Consider the following 18,595-nt stretch of genomic DNA (forward strand, 5'->3'; position numbering starts at 1 on the left):
TTGGTACAAGCCGGGTTTTGATCAAATATAAAAAAAGCATTGGAGGCGGGAAATCATGATGAAACAAAAGAAACGCGGGTGGAGGAAGCTTGGGGTCACCATACTGGTGTTGACGGCGATGTTATCTGTACTGGCGGCTTGCGGCAATAATAGCGGAGCCACTCCAGCAAGCTCGGCAAGTGGGAGCAACACGGCAAACGCCAGGGAAAATGGAACAGACTCGGCGGCTCCAGTTCCCGTCAAAACGGCGTATGCCCCATTTATTGGAGGCATTGGCGTATACGCGCTCGCTGACAAGGAATTCGATATTGCTAACGGAGTGGATTTAGAGATCGGAGCGTTCGGCTCCACCTCGCCGCTGATGAGCATTATGACGGGGGACGTAGACATTGCGTTCACCACGCTGCAATCCTATCTCGTTTCTGTTAATGCACTTATGGAGGAAGGCTCGGATATCACGACTTTGCCAAAGATCGTGTACCTGCATAATTCTTCCACCGGAGCGGACGGAATCGTCTCGGATCCCAGCATTCAGACAGTTGCCGATCTGAAGGGCAAGACCGTATCCGCACAATACGGCGATGTTACCCACTACATGCTGGCAAAAGCCCTGGACACAGTGGGCTTGAGCGTAGACGATGTCAATCTGGTGGACATGTCACCAGGCAAGGGCGGAGCTGCCTTCGTAGCCGGCAGCGTGGATGCCGCTACGACGTTTGAGCCTTACTTGTCGCAAGGTGTCACTTCCCGTAAAGGAAATATTATCATCTCTACGATGGATCTGGAGAACACCATTCTTGACGTAGTCGTCGTCTCCGCCAAAACTGCGGAAGAGAAGCCCGCCTGGCTGCAAAACACGCTCAAGGCTGTGGAAGATGCGACACAATACGTCAACAGCGACCTGTCTGCTGCCGCAGAATTGACAGCAGATGATCTGCAGGTAAGCCCTGCTGAAATCAAGGAAATGTTCCCGACCGTTCACCTCTATACCCTGGCCGATAACCACGAAGGTATGGATGAAGGCGGCTGGTTGTACAGCACGATGGAGGATGTGGTTCAGTTCTATCATTCCATCGGCATTATTAAAGAACCATTTGACGTGAAGTCGCTGGTGACGGCGGACATCCTCTGGTAATAGCATAGCTGCTTTGCTGTAAACCTTAATACAGACTTGAACTGGGCGGAGATTCTCCGCCTAGCACCACTCTACTATTTTCTAATATGGAGGCGATTCTTTGATGATTACAATTCCCGAGAACAGCGTGTACATTCTGGTGGATGTGCAGAACTCAGACCCGGCGAAGGCACCTCGCGGCAATTCCGAAAAACGGGAAAAATATTTGAAGAATGTCGAGCGGGTAACCCAGTATTTTCGCGAGCGCGGGGACGTACCGATTGTCCATATCCGTGAAATCCACCGCAAGGACCTGATCGACTTCGGCCGCGAGTTGGAGGGGGCAGAGAACATTCATTGCCTGGAGGGAACGCCTGAAGCTACCTACTATGAGCCTACGGCTCCTATTGAAGGGGAATATACGGTGGATAAACGCCGATATAGCGCCTTTTTCGGCACAGATCTGGAGATTTTGCTTCGCGGCTTGAAGGCTGAGCATTTGTTTCTGGTGGGTGGTATGACTGATATTTGCGTGCATTACACCGCAATGGATGCGCACCAATACAACTATCATGTGCATGTGTTCAAGGAAGCCTGCGGCACCCCGAGCAGTGATGAGGTAGCCCAGGCAGCACTGGACAATATCGAGTATCATCAGGCTGGCTCGATCATCTCTGTGGAGGATTTGTTCCGGTAAGAGCCTGCTGCGAAGCTCCTGAACATCTTGGATGCCGTACCGTCAAGCCGCAAGCTTGTATGATTCATCCTATTTTCAAAGAATCAAAGAAGAAGGTTCCTAACTCAAAGGAGGAGATTCCCCATGCCCCAAATTCCCGAACACAGCGCGTTGCTGGTTATCGATATTCAAAATGACTTTGTATCGGATAGCGGCGCTATCCCGATCATGGAGGGCGGTACGTGCATGCTCAACTCGCCGAAGGTCATCGGTCATTTCCGCAAGCTGGGATTGCCTGTCATTCAAATTCGCGAGCTGCATCGTGCCGATCACAGCGACTTCGGCCGCGAGCTCGACGGCGTGGAGAAGGTCCACTGTCTGGAGGGAACGCCTGCGGAGGAATTCCACCCGCTGACCGCCCCCATCGAAGGTGAATACATCATCACTAAACGCCGGTATAGCGCGTTCTTCGCCACCGACCTGGATTTGCTCTTGCGGTGCCTCGGAATCAAACGCCTGTACCTGATCGGCGGCATGACCGATATCTGCGTGCGCTTCACGGCCGTAGACGCTCATCAGCATGACTATCACTTCCACGTCATATCCGATGCCGTCATTGGTACTAGCCGGCAGGCTCACAATATGGCGCTGCTGAACATGGAGTATCTGCAAACCGGGGCGAATATGACCACCGAAGAAGTGCTGGCGCTGACGCGCTAAGATGATGGCAAACGCTCATCACACGGATCATGCTCAGGAGCAGGACTCCCGCGTACAGCAAATAGCTGCCCGTATTGATCGGCTGAGCCCGCAGCTGACCGCCCTGAGTGACCGTATCTGGGAGCTGGCAGAGACCAAATTCGAGGAATTTGACTCCGCCCGACTCTTGGCCGATATGCTGGAGGAAGCGGGCTTTGAGGTCAGCCGTGGAATCGGCGGGCTGCCCACAGCTTTTATGGCTTCATTCGGGCAGGGCGATGGTCCGGTCATCGCCCTGCTGGGCGAATACGACGCTTTGCCCGGGCTGAGCCAGAGAGATGGCATCGATTATCCTGAGCCGCGGCAAGGAAGCGATAGCGGGAACGGAAATGGCCACGGCTGCGGTCACCATTTGCTGGGGACAGGCTCCCTGGCAGCCGCCATCGCCGTGAAGGAGCACCTGGTCGCGACCGGGCTTGCCGGTACCGTCAGATATTATGGCTGTCCCGCCGAGGAAGGAGGCTCCGGCAAAACCTTCCTCGTGCGGGAAGGGGCCTTTGATGGCGTGGATGCCGCCTTGACCTGGCACCCGGGCTACGGCAATGCCGTCGTGTCCATGACATCGGCGGCGAATTACCAGGTGCGTTACCGCTTTGAAGGGCGCAGCTCCCACGCTGCCGCCAGTCCGCACACAGGGCGCAGCGCGCTGGATGCGGTGGAGCTGATGAACGTGGGCGCTAACTACCTGCGGGAGCATGTCCCGCCCAGCGTCCGCTTCCATTACGCCGTGACCCACACCGGCGGCTTCTCCCCTAATGTCGTACAAGCCACGGCTGAGGTCGTATATCTGATTCGCGCTCCCGAGGTTCGCGATGTTAAAGCCGTCTATGCCCGGATCAACGACATTGCCCAAGGGGCAGCCTTAATGACCGGAACACAGGTACAGATTCGGTTTCAGAAGGCCTGCTCCAATCTCATTCCGAACATCACGCTGGAACGGATCATGCAGCACTGCTTCGAGCAGCTTGGCGTACCCACGTTTACAGAGAGAGAACAACGTTACGCTGCGGCTATCTCCGCCACGCTGACGGAACAGTCGGAAGAGGGTACTGCCAGCGCCGCTGTTGCAGATACGAATAAAGACGAGATATCCGCTGCGCAAGGCGTGGACCTGGCTCCCCTCGATATGAATCCTGATGACGGCAGCGGTACGGCTGGCTCCCCCCCTCTGTCTTTGCCGGAGACACTGGATGCTTACGAGCCGGAAGCAGGCAGCATGCTGGGCTCTACCGATGTGGCCGACGTAAGCTGGATCATTCCCACGGCCCAGTTGGAGACCGTGTGCTTCGCTCGCGACACGCCGTTCCACTCGTGGCAGATGGTGGCCCAAGGGCGATCAAGCGCCGCCCACAAGGGCATGCTGCACGCCGCCAAGGTCATGGCGGCCACCGCAGCAGCCCTGATAGCAAAGCCCTCGGCCGTGCTGGAGGCGACGCAGGAGCTGCGTCGCCGGGGCGGCATCGAAGGCTATGCCTGCCCAATCCCGGGGGATGTGCTTCCCCCGGTGTATCCCTCATCCCGCGTCTGATCGCCGCGAATGCAACATCGTCGTCTCGCTGGCCTCCGGGTCCAGCACAGACACACCAACAGCAAAACAGCAAGTGCCATAACTCCCCGGCACTTGCTGTTTTTGTCTCTCACAGGTACTCCCATCCAGACCCGCTCGTTTGCTTAAGGCTCAAATGCAAGGGCCTACCTTGAAGGGGGGGGAGTCCCTTCCCTCTGAGCCAGCGCCCGTCCGCCACCGCGTCAGGGCTTCCTGCAACACCACAGCATGGTTATGCCGCTCGTCCTTCGCTGCATACAGCAGCGTGACAGGACTCCCTTCTTCCAGCCACTGCCGGATTCGAGCCAGTTCCCCTGCGGCTGGCTCCCGGGTCAGCTCCGCTTCATAACGTAGAGCAAATTCCGCAAATTTGCCCGGCTCATGGTTGAACCATTTACGCAGCTCTGGAGATGGCGCCACCTCGCGCAGCCAGGCATCCAGCCGGGCTGCTTCCTTGCTCAAGCCCCGAGGCCAGAGACGATCGACCAGAACCCTGATTCCATCGGTATCCTCAGGCGAAGTATAGACACGCTTCACTCGTAGCATATTCGCTGCTCACGCCCCCTTGCTCACTGGGTCCGGTCCTGAATTTCGCATCGCGCCGCCCCCTGTAGCGCCGTCTCACCGCCACGCACATCCTGAACGCGCACGTTCGAGCTAAACAGCCCGCTATCTCCGGTAATTTTGAAGGAAGGGTAAACCGGATCGGCTTCAATCTTCATGGTCTGGTCGAACTGCTGATGTTGCTGGCGATCCACGGCAAAAACGAATGGCTGCTCCTGCACGACGATATCTGTGTCCAGCGGCTCTGTCCGAAGCTGGAGGGTCAACACCCCATTGCAGCCACAGCTTTCCGTATCATAATAAAGCTTATAGCAGCCCGTTTGATCGCCCTTCAGCTCACGCAGCCGCGCTTTGGTTACGGCGTTCAATTCAATCTTCATCGCTGGGCCTCCCTGTTGTGTAAATGTTGATAATAATTTTAATTCCTCATGGTCTCTATCTTATAATCTATCCTACTACAGAAACCTCATCCTGCTGTGTGATCGAGAATCTTGACTACTTCGTGATTAAATTACCACTGCTTGAGCTCCTCTAACAACAAAGGATCGGCCAGAAATATATCCAGCCGATCCTAGTTCCCTTGCTGACGCGATGCTTATGAAAGCATCCACTCATAATTTACTTCAACTCAGTGAATTACAACCTTATTTCAACGGCTTCCAAACCCAGCTCTCCACTTCAGGCAAGTCAACGCCTTCCTCACGAATATAAGCATGGTGTTTGTCCACCATCGCCTCCATCTCTGATACGATGGCAGCATATTGTTCAGGCTGTGGCAGACTGAGCACAGCTTCCTTCGCCAGATCGAAGCGGTCCATTTGGTTCAGCACACGCATATCGAATGGCGTGGTAATATCCCCGTTCTCCCGGTAGCCGTGAACATGCAGGTTATGGTTATGACGGTCGAAGAACAGATCCTTGATCAAGCCCTCGTAGCCATGGAAGGCAAAGATCACCGGCTTATCCTTCGTAAAGAACGCGTCAAATTCCTCATCCGATAAACCGCGCGGGTCCAGCTTCTGACTTCTCAGCTTGAGCAGATCCACCACGTTGATATAACGGATTTTCAAATTCGGCAGCTTGTCATGCAGGATGTTGATTGCCGCCAGGCTCTCCATGGTAGGCTCCGTTCCAGCGGAAGCAATCACAATGTCCGGCTCCCCGCCTTGATCGGTGCTGGCCCAATCGATCATCTTGAGACCTTTTTCAACCAGCTCCGCCGCTTCGTCAGCTGTGAACCATTGCGGGCGCGGATGCTTGGAGGACACGATCAGGTTAATCTTCTGACGGTCATTCAGGATTTGATCAAAGACAGCGAGCAGAGAGTTCGCATCGGCCGGCAAATATTCGCGGATAAATTCCGGCTTCTTGTCAGCCAGATGGCCAAGCAGCCCCGGGTCCTGGTGCGTATAGCCATTATGATCCTGCTGGAACACGGTGGAGGTTGCCACCACATTCAGGGAAGGAATATCAGCACGCCAGCCTTGATCGGTCGCCTTGCGCAGCCATTTGAAATGCTGGGTGATCATGGAATCAACGACCCGGAGGAAGGCTTCATAGCTGGCAAAAAATCCATGTCTCCCCGTCAGCACATAACCCTCCAGCAGTCCCTCTGCCTGATGCTCGGATAATTGCGAGTCGATGACACGTCCATAAGGGGCCAGGAACTCATCATGAGGCTCCTTCACGGTGTCCAGCCATTGGCGCTTCGTTACCTCGAATACAGGACCCAACCGATTCGACATCGTTTCATCCGGTCCAAAGATACGGAAGTTGCGGTTCTCTTCATTTAAACGCACAACCTCGGCCACATATTTGCCCAGCACCAGCATGTCCTGGGCGATAATCTTGCCCGGCACGCTGTTGTCCAATGCATATTGGCGGAAGTCAGGCAAATGAAGCTCCTTCACCAGCTTACCGGCATCCGTCACCGGGTTCATTCCCATCCGGCGGTTCCCTTTTGGCAAAATCGCAGCCAGTTCCGCCTTCAACCGACCGTTTTCATCAAACAACTCTTCCGGACGGTAGCTGTTCATCCATTCCAGTAAAGCCGGAGCATGCTGCATATTCTTCTGGTCGACCGGGATCGGCACCTGATGCGCACGGAAGGAGTTCTCGTTCGGTACGCCCGCCCATTCCTTTGGTCCAGTCCAACCCTTCGGAGAACGGAAGACAAGCATTGGCCAAGCCGGACGCGTTGTATCGCCGGTTGTCCGGGCATGGTGCTGAATTTCGCGGATTCTTTCCACGATGGTATCCAGCGTCTTCGCCATCGCTACGTGCATCACCGCCGGGTCTTCTCCCTCCACAAAGAACGGCTCCCAGCCCATACCCTTGAAGTAAGCTGTCATTTCCTCATGGCTCATCCGCGACAAGATGGTCGGATTGCTGATCTTGAAGCCGTTCAAGTGCAAGATCGGGAAGGCCGCTCCGTCCGTAATCGGGTTGATGAACCGATTGGACAGCCAGGAAGTCGCAAGCGGTCCTGTTTCTGCTTCCCCATCCCCTACAACGATAGCAGCGATCAGGTCAGGATGATCCAGCACGGCCCCTACGCCATGGGACAAGGAATAACCTAATTCCCCACCCTCATGAATGGAACCGGGCGTTTCTGGTGCGGCATGAGATGCGATGCCGCCCGGGAAAGAGAATTGCTTGAACAGCTTTTTCATCCCGGCAATGTCTTGAGTGATCTCCGGATAAATCTCCGTATACGTGCCATCCAGATAGGAATTCGACACCATCACCTGTCCGCCATGTCCTGGCCCTTCAATATAGAACATATCCAGATCGTATTTGCAGATAACCCGATTCAAGTGCGCATAGATAAAATTTTGTCCAGAAATCGTGCCCCAATGTCCAATCGGTTTTACCTTGACGTGAGCATCAGTCAGCGGCTCGCGAAGCAACGGGTTATCCTTCAAATATAATTGTCCTACCGAAATATAATTTGTTGCGCGCCAGTATGCATCCAGCTTGGACATATATTCCGGCGAAGAATAATCAACATCTTTCATAGTTAGTGCCATGTTCTCCACTCCTTTAAGCAGGGTATTTTCTTTCATGTGAAATTTTTCACCTTATCTATTATTATAATAGCAGTCCTTTGCAAAAATTGATACGGTCCAATTTATTAAATAATGAACATAGTATGAAATTTGTACGCACATCTTCAATATGACTTTTGGCTCAAAGCCTTGCCCCTACGATTTACCAATGTTATCTTTTTACGTAATATGACGATAGGGGTGAGGCTCGGTATGAGAAAAATGCGAAGTAACTACTTGGTGCAGTTGATCTAAGCTGGTAGCAGATTGTACCAAGGTAGTATACCCAAACAGGCTATCAGTTAACTGCACCGCTCCATATCTAAAAAATATAAAAAGGGGCAGTTATGATGACATATAAGGACGATCTCAAGCTGAAATGGAAGCAAGAAGAAGAGTTTGCCTTCAACGGCTGGGATTTTTCACATATTGAGGGAAGATGGGATAACGAGGCTTTGCCTTGGAGCTACCCAGAAATTGTACGATCGCACTTAAAAGGCTCGGAGCAGTTGCTGGATATGGGAACAGGGGGCGGCGAATTTCTGCTCTCCCTTAACCATCCGTACGAGCTAACTACGGTGACGGAGGCCTATCCTCCAAATGTTGAGCTTTGCAGAAGAGAGCTTGCTCCACGCGGGATTAAGGTAGCGCAGACCTATGATGATAATAGGCTGCCTTTTGCTCACACTAGCTTTGATGTGGTGATTAATCGTCACGAGTCGTTTGATGCTGCAGAGGTCGGACGTGTCTTGAAGCCAGGTGGATATTTCATCACCCAGCAGGTGGGAGGCAAAAACAACCTTGATCTTTCGCATAGACTATGCCGAGAATATACCCCTTCCTTTTTGGATCACACATTGAGGAACAACATTGCCAAGCTACAGGAACAAGGCTTTAACATTCACCAAGCAGAGGAAGCGTTATGCCCTCTTCGCTTTTTTGATGTAGGAGCTATAGTTTATTTTGCTAAAATCATCGAATGGGAGTTTCCGGGGTTCTCGGTTGAAGATTCATTTGAGGACTTGTTGCGCTGCCACCTGGAGATTGAAACCCAGGGCTGGGTCGAGAGCATAGAGCATCGTTTCGTGCTTGTTGCCCAGAAGCTGCAATAGCCCACACTGTCAAATGAAGGGAGTTAGGGGCGCTCCCCCTGACTCCCTTCATTTTTTTGAGCTCATGGACTACGGGTAATGCTACCGCTCCTGAACCGACACAAATGTATTAAATTTCATGTATTTATAATGAAACCGCATATGGGAATATTCAAATGGCGTGCCGTTATCCAGAAAGAATACACCCTCCATAATGCCAACCGGCTCATGCTCCGTAAGACGAAGCAATTCACGATCCTCTTCATTAGATGGCTCGGCAAAGATCGACAGAAAGGACTTGGTTACCGCCAGGTTACGCGAATCCTCCAGGTAATTGAAGATGGAGCCTTCAATGATGGTCTGATTCAGATCCTGCACGATCTTGATAGGGATATACCCGGTCTCAATCATAAAGGGCTCATTGTCGAACAACCGCAGCCGCACTATTTTATAGACGAAATCATGAGGCTCCAGGAACAGGTCACGCTGAAGCTCCTCGGTCGGCGGAATCACCTCGAAGCTCAACACCCTTACCCTCGGCTTCTTGCCATTCATCTGAAAATTATCGGTCACACCCAGATTTGAGCCTTCATAATTGAAGATGGATTCGTTCTTGATATAGAGCGGATTGATGAACGTGCCTGAGCCACGCTTCTTGAAGATAATCCCGTCGTTCTCCATCTTCATCAATGCCCGCTTGATAGAGCTTCGGCTTACCTCATACAGCTCGCTCAAGCTCCGCTCATCCGGTAATCTCATATTGGGATACTCGCCCGCAAAGATTTTCTTCTTCAGATCATCTATGATCTGCTTATACACTAATTGTGCCATGTCCTATCCCTTCTCAGGTCTGCGAATAGCTTACTCTTCCGTTAATCCCTGGACAAAGTCTGCAAAGCTCGCCGCTAACCTTGTAACCTGCTTGTTCGCCTTGTCCACATAGACGACCTCCGGCTCACCATCATTCCCGGATTCGCGATAATCAAGCATCACAACTCCCGTATCGGATGGAGTGTCACACAGAACTACCCCAAATTCAGGGTATCCGTCCCGTTCAATCATGGCTCGGCTGCCAGCCGCTCCACCCAAGGAATGTGGCTTGTCCCGCCCGATCCCAAGCAATCCCAGAATTTCGAGCTTGGATACAGGGCCATCCGCTACAGGAAAATATCTGCGCCGCGGAATCCCGCCATTATGTGTCTTCATCAGGCTAACATAAGATGCCGGCAGACGGAACACCAGCTCTTCCTCCAGTGAAGCTACCAGTTCATCTGAAGCGGGAGCAGATACATACTTCTCTGCCGCAGGATTGGTATCATCCCAGAAGCCGGATGAATCATGGCTAGCTCCATAGTTAGATAACACTGATGATGCAGCACGCTTAGCACCTGACCCGGCAGCTGCGCTGTCCGTCACCACCTGCGTTGTGTCTCCGCCTGACCTCTGATTCCCTTTGGCTTCTGCGGCTTCCGCTTCTCTTTCCTCAATCCAGCTCAGGAACTCCAGCGTATCTTCATCTCCCGGCTCCAAGCGGTCCGCTGCCCGGAACGCTTGACGCGCCTTGCTGTAGTTTCCCAGGTAGTAATAAGCCAGCCCCAACCGATAATGCCACAATGCATCTTGCGCACCCTCATGTACTACCGACATAAATTGCTCAACCGCTTCCTCATAGCGCTCCAGGTTATTCAACGCCCGACCCAGATGGCTGACCAGCACGTAATCTCTTTCCTCGCGGGGAATTTCCATTACAGCTTGTACAATTTGCTCATAATCGTCAGCTTCATGCCATGCTTCCAGCTTCTTCAATAGCTCTTCTCTCATCACTCGGCCTCCCAGGCTAATTGTCCTAAAGCAAATTATAACATTGGAAAGGCATACATCACCAGCACAGCGGTATTCCCATAATTTTTGCCTAAGTAGCCGTTTAATAGTTGGAAAATATTTATTTAAAATTTCTATTGCTCATTGGAAAAGTTCCTGCTAATATTAAGAAGCATGAAATTTGGAAAGCATATTGAATATATCACAGGGTCTTTCCAAGCAGATAACTTTGACCACTTTCCTCGGGGAGTCAAGGCCATACGGACAGCCGGGTCAAATGCCGATTGGCAACTACTGTTGCCTTATTGATTGAGTTAAAAGCTCAAATTTTATAAGTTGGTTACTTTACAACCAGTGCATATGCACATCAACTTGTGAAACGGTCAATAAGAGTGGTAAAGGCGATTATTTGCTAAATAGACTCTGATCCCAATTTGATATATTCAAGTATTAAGGGCTTTCCCCCTTGGTTACGCTGCTGTGTTGCCGACGTTCTCTCGTTGGACTGGCGTTTGCGTGCCCAATATGGGTAATCTTAATATGATGACTATGTCAAAAGCAAGTGATGCGGTGTGCTACGGCCCCTTTTCACTTGCTTTTTTTACGTTCACAAGGAAGAGAAAACAAACTTGGATAGGAGAGTGTTAACATGGGAAAAGCGCTGATTATCGGTTGCGGCGGAGTTGCGGCGGTAGCCATTCACAAATGTGTGCAGAACAGTGAGGTTTTTGAAGAGATTTGTATTGCAAGCCGGACGAAGTCGAAATGTGACGACCTGAAGGCGAAGCTGGATGGCGGCAAAACCAAGATTACGACGGCCCAAGTGGATGCCAACAATGTAGATGAACTCATCGCTTTGATTAACGAGGTTAAGCCGGATATCGTGATGAACCTGGCTTTGCCTTATCAGGATTTGACGATTATGGACGCCTGTCTGGCGACCAAGACGAACTACATGGACACCGCGAACTATGAGCCGGAAGATACGGCAAAATTTGAATACAAATGGCAATGGGACTACCGTGAGCGCTTTGAAAAAGCGGGGATTACTGCACTGCTGGGCAGCGGGTTCGATCCTGGTGTAACCGGCGTGTTTTCCGCCTATGCCCTGAAGCATCATTTTGATGAAATTGAATATATCGATATTCTGGATTGCAATGCCGGCGACCATGGCTACCCGTTTGCCACCAATTTCAACCCGGAGATCAATATCCGCGAAGTATCCGCGAAGGGCAGCTATTGGGAGAATGGTGAGTGGATTCATACCGAGCCGATGGAGATCAAACGTGTTTACAATTTCCCGGAAATTGGCGAGAAGGATATGTACCTGCTGCACCATGAGGAAATTGAGTCGCTGGCTTTGAATATCCCAGGCATCAAACGAATTCGCTTCTTCATGACCTTTGGCCAAAGCTACCTGACCCACTTGAAATGCCTGGAGAATGTGGGCATGACGTCGATTGAGCCTATTGAATACGAAGGCAAGCAAATCATTCCGTTGCAGTTCCTGAAGGCCGTCCTGCCGGACCCTTCCTCCCTGGGACCTCGCACTAAAGGCAAAACCAATATCGGTTGTATTTTTAAAGGTAAAAAAGATGGCAAGGATAAGCTGTATTATCTGTACAATGTCTGCGACCATGAAGAATGCTACAAAGAAGTCGGCTCCCAAGCCGTTGCTTATACAACAGGCGTTCCAGCCATGATCGGCGCCATGATGCTGATGACAGGCAAATGGAACAAAGCAGGCGTGTTCAATATTGAAGAATTCGATCCAGATCCGTTCATGGAAGCTTTGAACAAATGGGGCTTGCCTTGGCAAGAGAGCTTTAACCCGGAACTGGTCGATGCTTTCCCGGAAGACGCGAAGAAATTGGAATCGGGGCTCGTTCGTTAAGATGCGCTTTGAGGAACTGCCTACCCCATGTTATGTTGTCGATGAGACACTTCTGGAAAAAAACCTGAAAATTCTGGCCGGCATCATGGAGCGGACCGGCGCGAAAATCATCCTGGCGCAAAAGGCGTTCTCGATGTACTCGACGTACCCGCTGATCGGACAGTATTTGAGCGGAACCGCCTCCAGTGGTCTGTATGAAGCACGGCTTGGCCGTGAAGAGATGGGCAAAGAGAATCATGTCTTTGCCCCCGCTTACCGGGATGATCAAATCGACGAGATTGTGCAGCTTTGCGATCATGTCATCTTCAACTCCTTGTCCCAGGTAGAGAAATTCCGTGACAAGGTGCTGGCCGCTGGCAAGAAGATTGGCCTTCGTATCAACCCTGAGTGCTCTACCCAAGTAGGACACGATATTTACAACCCTTGTGCCATTGGCTCCCGCTTTGGCGTAACCCTCGAGCATTTCCGTCCCGAGCTGCTGGATGGCGTATCCGGGCTGCATTTCCATACGCTCTGCCAGCAGAACTCCGATGATTTGGCCACAACGCTTGATGCGGTTGAGGAAAAGTTCGGACCCTGGTTATCGCAGATGGAATGGATTAACTTTGGCGGTGGACATCATATTACCCGCGAGGACTACGATATTCCGCTATTGGAGCAATGCATTAAACGCATGCAAGACAAATACGGTCTTGAAGTCTACCTGGAGCCTGGCGAAGCGGTAGCACTCAATGCAGGTTACCTGATTACTACCGTACTGGATACGCTGCAAAACGGGATGGACATCGCCATTCTGGATACATCGGCTTCATGCCACATGCCCGATGTGCTGGAAATGCCATACCGTCCGCCGCTCCTTGGCTCCGGCGAGCCGGGCGAGAAGGCTCATACGTATCGTCTGGGCGGGCCCACTTGCCTGTCCGGGGACAATATCGGAGATTACTCGTTCGATCAACCCTTGAAGCCGGGTGACCGCCTGGTATTTGGCGATATGGCTATCTATACTATGGTGAAAAACACAACATTCAACGGCATGCCATTGCCTGCTATCGTACTTCAAGATAAATCCGGCGATTGCCATATTGTGCATGAGTTCGGTTATGAAGATTTTAAAATGCGCTTGGCTTAAGAAATAAGGATTAAAGAAAGACGCCTCAAGCCCACCGATTGGTGGTGTTTGGAGGCGTCTTTGCTATTCGCTATGCAATTCCCTCTTCTCTGTTGCGGCTTAACTTAAGTCAATGAGCTGCGCGGCTCTCTTGATTAAACTACAAGTAAGCTGAAATCCTGACCTTTCAGATTCGCACAGTGATTCAAAACAAGTATCCTGACCGTGCCGATGACGATTGACGAATTGGGCTTAGCCGTATGGCTGATCTCAACTATTCTGCCAAAACGCGGCAATCAAATCCGTTAACTCCTCGTTCTCGGTCTGGGTCTTTCCATATAGATACAGGGCTCCAAAGTAGAAAGGATAATTGCCGTGTACCATATCTGGAAGGTACTGGTCTTCATTCACTTGCATGATGTACTCATACCCTTCATCTAGCAATTGATTGGCGTAGTATTTTTCCTCTTGTTGAACCCAGGCGGGCTGGCCGCCAAATTGAATAAAGTCCTCGAACTCTCTTTCACCTGCCTCATACGTGACGGGTGGTGCGATATAGGCCTTCTTCAGAACAGGTAAAGAATAGTCGAACTGTCTTTGATATTTGGTAAGCTTCTGCGCCGGGTCAGGCTTCTCTGGCATGAGCACGGCCAGCCCGCTTGCGCTCTCCGGGCTCACGGGGTGCACGATAGCCTTGATCCCACAGGGATAAGCAGCATGAGAGTAAGCTTCGGCCAACTCGGGGATAAAAATAGAAACCATTTGATTGGATACTGGAAGCTTTACACTAAGAAAGAATCCATATTTAAGTTGAGATTCATCTGTGAGCAGATGCTCCTTATCTTCAAACCATTGCGGGGCACTCCCACCAACCCAACCATGATTGTCGTTCTCTTGCATAGTTAGCTGATAACCAAGGTAGTTAGAACGCTGAATTAATAGATCGTTGAACATGAGACCTCAAGCTCCTTTCCATCAAAGCAAGCAATACTATAGGAGTATTTCTAAGTCAATATATCATAGTCATGCACACCATTTCGATAGAATTGCGCCTTACTTCATCTCATTGATTAACTTATGATTGCAGTGCATCCAATTTCAGGTGTGGAAAGGAGCTGCACATTTTTGACACCGCTTACACAATTCTAAACAGTAATGAAGGGAGAATTACATTCGTGAAACGTTATCAGCGAGTATTTGCCTGGATTTGCATGATTACCTTAATGGCAGGAACGTTCCTGACCGCCTTTGGCTGGGCAGACCCCGCCCGTGCAGCGGCTGGCATGAACCTGGCTGCAGGCAAGGACACTTCGGCTTCTGGACATGCTGATGTTTATGTATCAGCGAACATTGTAGATGAAAATGATGATACGTACTGGGAGAGCACCAACCAGGCTTTTCCGCAATGGGTTCAAGTTGACTTGGCTCAATCCGCCTTGGTGGAACAGGTTGCATTAAAGCTCCCCGCAGGATGGGAAAGCCGCTCACAAACCCTGTCCGTACAAGGCAGCGCCGATGGAAGTACATTTACCCAGCTTAAAGCCTCCAACACCTATACGTTTGATCCCAATACCGATAATACCGTAGCTATTGATCTTGCGGCTGCCGAGGCACGTTATGTCCGCATTGAGGTCACAGCTAATACTGGCTGGCCGGCGGCACAACTGGCTGAGTTAGAAGTCTACGGTACTACGTCTCCTGGAACTCCGGATCATGAGCCGCCGACGGCACCGGCCAGCTTGACCTATACCCAGTCGGCTGCGGATACTATCCAGCTGACCTGGGCTGCAGCCACGGACAATGTAGGCGTGACGGGCTATGACGTGTATGCGAATCATCAGCTTCGCGGCAGCGTGGACGGGTCTACCCTGGCCTACACCGATCAACAGCCAGCAGACGCAACGGTAACCTACTATGTTACTGCCAAGGATGAAGCGGGCAACGTGTCTGCACCTAGTAATTCAGTAACCCGCACAGCTTCTGGCGGTGGGCAGGACGAAGTGAATCTGGCGCTAGGCAAGCCGATTACAGCCTCCTCCTCCGCCTTCAATTTTGTAGCCGCCAATGCCAACGACAATGATACAAGCACTTACTGGGAAGGCAACGGACATCCAAGCACATTAACCGTAGACCTTGGAGCCGATGCCAGCATCTCAGCTATTCGTATCAAGCTAAATCCAGCCAGCGATTGGGCGACGCGTACCCAAACCATGCAAGTACTGGGGCATACTCAGGAAGCTGCGAACTTTACGAGCCTGGTCTCGGCCTCCTCTTATACGTTCAATCCAGCCTTGAATAACACGGTGACGATCCCAGTCAGCGCAACTGTCAGCAGTGTTCAGCTTCGGTTCACGGACAATTCCGGCGCACCTGGAGGGCAGGTCGCTGAATTGGAGGTAATCGGCACGCCGGCTCCCAATCCGGACTTGACCGTTACGAACATCGCTTGGTCACCTTCTTCGCCGGATGAGAGCCAGAGCATCGCTCTGCAAGCCACGGTCGCCAACCTTGGAGATAAGGCTTCAGGGGCTACAGATATCAACTTCTATCTGGGCAGCCAGCTTGCGGGAACTGCCCCCGTCAGCGCCATAGAGGCAGGCCAATCGGTAGAAGTCTCCGCCACAATTGAAGCCATGGAGGCCGGATCATACAATTTGACAGCTAAAGTTAACGAGAGCAATACAGTTATTGAGAAGGACAATACCAATAACAGCTATACACATGCGGCGCCACTGGTTGTGGGTCAGGTGCAAAGCTCGGATCTTGTGGCCGCCGCTGCCTGGACCCCAAGCAGTCCAAGTGCCGGGGATACTGTGACCTTTAGCGTTAATCTTCACAATCAGGGAATCCTGGCCGCCGCCAGTGGAGCGCACGGCATCACCCTGGTATTGAAGGATGCGGGAGGCTCCACCATCCAGTCCTTCACCCAGGCCTACAACGGCTCATTAGCAGCAGGCGCTTCAGCTACTGTAACCATGGGCACCTGGACTGCAGTGAATGGCAGCTACACCGTAACCGCCACAGTAGAGGCGGATGCAAACGAAGTCGCCTCCAAGCAAGCGAATAACACCCAGACAGTGAGCCTGTATTCAGGTCGTGGGGCCAATATGCCATTTACGATTCTGGAAGCCGAGGCTCCAGGCAATAACACCAATGGCACCCGGCTTGCCCCTAACTTTACACCGGGCGACTTTGCGGGCGAGGCTTCCGGTCGGTCTGCTGTTCGTCTCGATGCTCCCGGTGAATATGTGGAGTTCACGTTAACCTCTCCGGCGAATGCCTTCGTGCTTCGCAACGCTGTTGACGAGGATACGACAGGTACCATCAGCATCTATGCCGATGGCGTGGACAAAGGTGACTTCACCGTCACCTCCAAGTTCTCTTATGTCTATGCGACTCCTTCAACCCTGGGGCAACTCGGCTATGACAATTCCGGCTCCAAGGCTTATTGGCTCTATGAAGACGCGCAATTGATGCTGGATCAGGTCTATCCGGCGGGAACCAAGATCAAAATTCAGAAGGATGCTGGGGATGTACCATGGATTTATGTGGACATGATCGAAACAGAGCATGTAGCACCTGCTGCGTCCAATCCTGATCCAAGCAAGTATGTGGAAGTATCAAGCACCAAATCAATTGAGCAGGCCCTAAACGAATTCCGGCAGGACCCGGCCAAACAAGGCATCTTTATTCCAGCCGGAGAATGGACGATATCGTCCAAAATTTATTTATACGGGCGAGCCACCGAAATTATCGGGGCAGGACCATGGCACACCAAGCTGATGGCCCCTCAGGATAAAACCAATACCGATGTCGGGTTTAACATTGGCTCTCAAGCGAATGGCTCGACAATCAAGGACTTGTCCGCCTGGGACAACTACGTCTATCGGGTGGATGGTCCGGGCAAATTCATCGACGGGAACGGCATGCAGAACGTAACCATCGAAAATATCTGGGCCGAGCACTTCATCTGCCTGTACTGGGGCGTGAACTCCTCCTACAATACATTCAAGGATAACCGCATCAAGAATGTATTTGCTGACGGCATCAACATGACCAACGGTTCTTCCTACAATATTATCGACAACAATTATGCCCGCGGGACCGGGGATGATTCCTTTGCCCTGTTCAGTGCCATTGATTCAGGAGGCTCGTACAATGTACGGAACAAGTACACCAACCTGACTGCTACGAATGTCCGGCGCGCAGCTGCCTTCGCCATCTACGGCGGGAAGGATAACCTGTTCCAGAATCTATATGGCGCCGATACGCTGACTTATCCCGGCTTGACCGTCAGCAGTCTGAGCTTCGGATACAATACCCTCGGATTTGGCGATGAAGATACCGTGATTGATGGAGTTACTCTGGACCGTACTGGCGGAGACTTCTGGACCAGCGTTGGTGCCGATGACAAAATCAACGAGTACCAGAATTATGGTGCCATTTGGCTTTACAGTGGTGACCGCGACTTCAAGAACGTTGTAGTCAAAAATGTAGATATCAACGATCCGGTCTATTTTGGAATTATGCTCCAAACCAAGTCCCCGGAAAATCTTCCGATGGAGAATGTCCGTCTGGAGAACATCAATATCAACAACCCGACCCGTTACGGGATCAAGCTGGTGGTGCGCGCGGAAGCCGGGCAAGGGCCTGCCGTGGGAGAGGCCAGCTTCACCAATGTGCAGATCAATAATCCTGGCGTAACGGCCATTTACGGCGAAAGCGGAAGTCCGGATTTTAACGTCATCCGGGTTTCAGGAAACAACTGGTGAATTCAAAATAGCAGGATTTTTCGGCAAAAGAGCCAAGCCTTCTTAAGGGGCTTGGCTCTTTTGCCTTGCTGCTTTGAATATACTGGGTTTTACATAGTTTTACCTTGTCATAACATTTCACGTGTATTCCTCCCCCATACTGAAAGGTGCAATGTATTCAGATAGGAGGAATTCTTTATGTTCTGGCCACAGCAACTTCTTCT

Annotated in this window: 14 protein-coding genes; 8 read left to right on the top strand and 6 right to left on the bottom strand. The window is 51.5% G+C overall.

Translation table 11 applies throughout. From position 1 onward, the window contains the following. Window positions 1–55 precede the first annotated feature (55 nt). From C557_RS0102790 to C557_RS0102805, 4 genes are all read left to right on the top strand, one after another. Window positions 56–1,135 carry an ABC transporter substrate-binding protein gene (locus C557_RS0102790; RefSeq protein ID WP_018750302.1) on the top strand — a complete coding sequence of 360 codons (1,080 nt, stop codon included), beginning with the start codon at window positions 56–58 and terminating at the stop codon, window positions 1,133–1,135. A gap of 103 nt (window positions 1,136–1,238) precedes the next feature. Beyond that, window positions 1,239–1,811: a cysteine hydrolase family protein gene (locus C557_RS0102795; protein WP_018750303.1), complete on the top strand. Its 573-nt coding sequence runs from the start codon at window positions 1,239–1,241 to the stop codon at window positions 1,809–1,811. A 123-nt stretch (window positions 1,812–1,934) separates the two neighbouring features. Next, window positions 1,935–2,510, top strand: a complete 576-nt coding sequence (locus C557_RS0102800; RefSeq protein WP_018750304.1) for a cysteine hydrolase family protein — start codon at window positions 1,935–1,937, stop codon at window positions 2,508–2,510. Window position 2,511: 1 nt separating this feature from the next. Further along, window positions 2,512–4,077, top strand: a complete 1,566-nt coding sequence (locus C557_RS0102805) for an amidohydrolase (RefSeq protein ID WP_018750305.1) — start codon at window positions 2,512–2,514, stop codon at window positions 4,075–4,077. A gap of 150 nt (window positions 4,078–4,227) precedes the next feature. On the opposite strand, the gene C557_RS0102810 is transcribed toward C557_RS0102805, so the two are convergent. The 3 genes from C557_RS0102810 to C557_RS0102820 form a co-directional block, all read right to left on the bottom strand. Then, the gene (locus C557_RS0102810; RefSeq protein WP_018750306.1) at window positions 4,228–4,641 is read right to left on the bottom strand and encodes a DUF488 domain-containing protein; all 414 of its coding nucleotides are present in this window, start codon (window positions 4,639–4,641) and stop codon (window positions 4,228–4,230) included. Between the two features lie 23 nt (window positions 4,642–4,664). After that, window positions 4,665–5,039, bottom strand: a complete 375-nt coding sequence (locus C557_RS0102815; RefSeq protein WP_018750307.1) for an iron-sulfur cluster biosynthesis family protein — start codon at window positions 5,037–5,039, stop codon at window positions 4,665–4,667. 264 nt (window positions 5,040–5,303) lie between these two features. Continuing rightward, window positions 5,304–7,688 (bottom strand): phosphoketolase family protein, encoded by a 2,385-nt coding sequence (locus C557_RS0102820; RefSeq protein WP_026263268.1) that lies wholly within the window; start codon window positions 7,686–7,688, stop codon window positions 5,304–5,306. Between the two features lie 365 nt (window positions 7,689–8,053). Here C557_RS0102820 and C557_RS0102825 point away from each other — a divergent pair, with 365 nt between their 5' ends. Next, the gene (locus C557_RS0102825) at window positions 8,054–8,818 is read left to right on the top strand and encodes a class I SAM-dependent methyltransferase (RefSeq protein ID WP_240472903.1); all 765 of its coding nucleotides are present in this window, start codon (window positions 8,054–8,056) and stop codon (window positions 8,816–8,818) included. An 81-nt stretch (window positions 8,819–8,899) separates the two neighbouring features. Here C557_RS0102825 and C557_RS0102830 read toward each other — a convergent pair whose 3' ends face one another. Then, window positions 8,900–9,628 (bottom strand): GntR family transcriptional regulator, encoded by a 729-nt coding sequence (locus C557_RS0102830; RefSeq protein WP_018750310.1) that lies wholly within the window; start codon window positions 9,626–9,628, stop codon window positions 8,900–8,902. A 30-nt stretch (window positions 9,629–9,658) separates the two neighbouring features. Then, complete coding sequence (locus tag C557_RS0102835) at window positions 9,659–10,618, bottom strand: SMI1/KNR4 family protein (protein ID WP_018750311.1); 960 nt, start codon at window positions 10,616–10,618, stop codon at window positions 9,659–9,661. A 649-nt stretch (window positions 10,619–11,267) separates the two neighbouring features. On the opposite strand from C557_RS0102835, the gene C557_RS0102840 reads away from it, so the two are divergent. Together C557_RS0102840 and nspC are read left to right on the top strand one after the other, a co-directional pair. Further along, window positions 11,268–12,512 carry a saccharopine dehydrogenase family protein gene (locus C557_RS0102840; protein ID WP_018750312.1) on the top strand — a complete coding sequence of 415 codons (1,245 nt, stop codon included), beginning with the start codon at window positions 11,268–11,270 and terminating at the stop codon, window positions 12,510–12,512. A gap of 1 nt (window position 12,513) precedes the next feature. Beyond that, window positions 12,514–13,641, top strand: coding sequence for a carboxynorspermidine decarboxylase (gene nspC, locus C557_RS0102845; protein ID WP_018750313.1), 1,128 nt, complete (start codon window positions 12,514–12,516; stop codon window positions 13,639–13,641). 249 nt (window positions 13,642–13,890) lie between these two features. Here the strand turns inward: nspC and C557_RS0102850 are convergent, their stop codons facing one another. Further along, window positions 13,891–14,574, bottom strand: coding sequence for a hypothetical protein (locus C557_RS0102850; RefSeq protein WP_018750314.1), 684 nt, complete (start codon window positions 14,572–14,574; stop codon window positions 13,891–13,893). A 221-nt stretch (window positions 14,575–14,795) separates the two neighbouring features. Here C557_RS0102850 and C557_RS0102855 point away from each other — a divergent pair, with 221 nt between their 5' ends. After that, window positions 14,796–18,392: a discoidin domain-containing protein gene (locus tag C557_RS0102855; RefSeq protein ID WP_018750315.1), complete on the top strand. Its 3,597-nt coding sequence runs from the start codon at window positions 14,796–14,798 to the stop codon at window positions 18,390–18,392. Window positions 18,393–18,595 lie beyond the last annotated feature (203 nt).

It is taken from the genome of Paenibacillus sanguinis 2301083 = DSM 16941 (genome assembly GCF_000374825.1).
Lineage (GTDB): Bacteria > Bacillota > Bacilli > Paenibacillales > Paenibacillaceae > Fontibacillus > Fontibacillus sanguinis.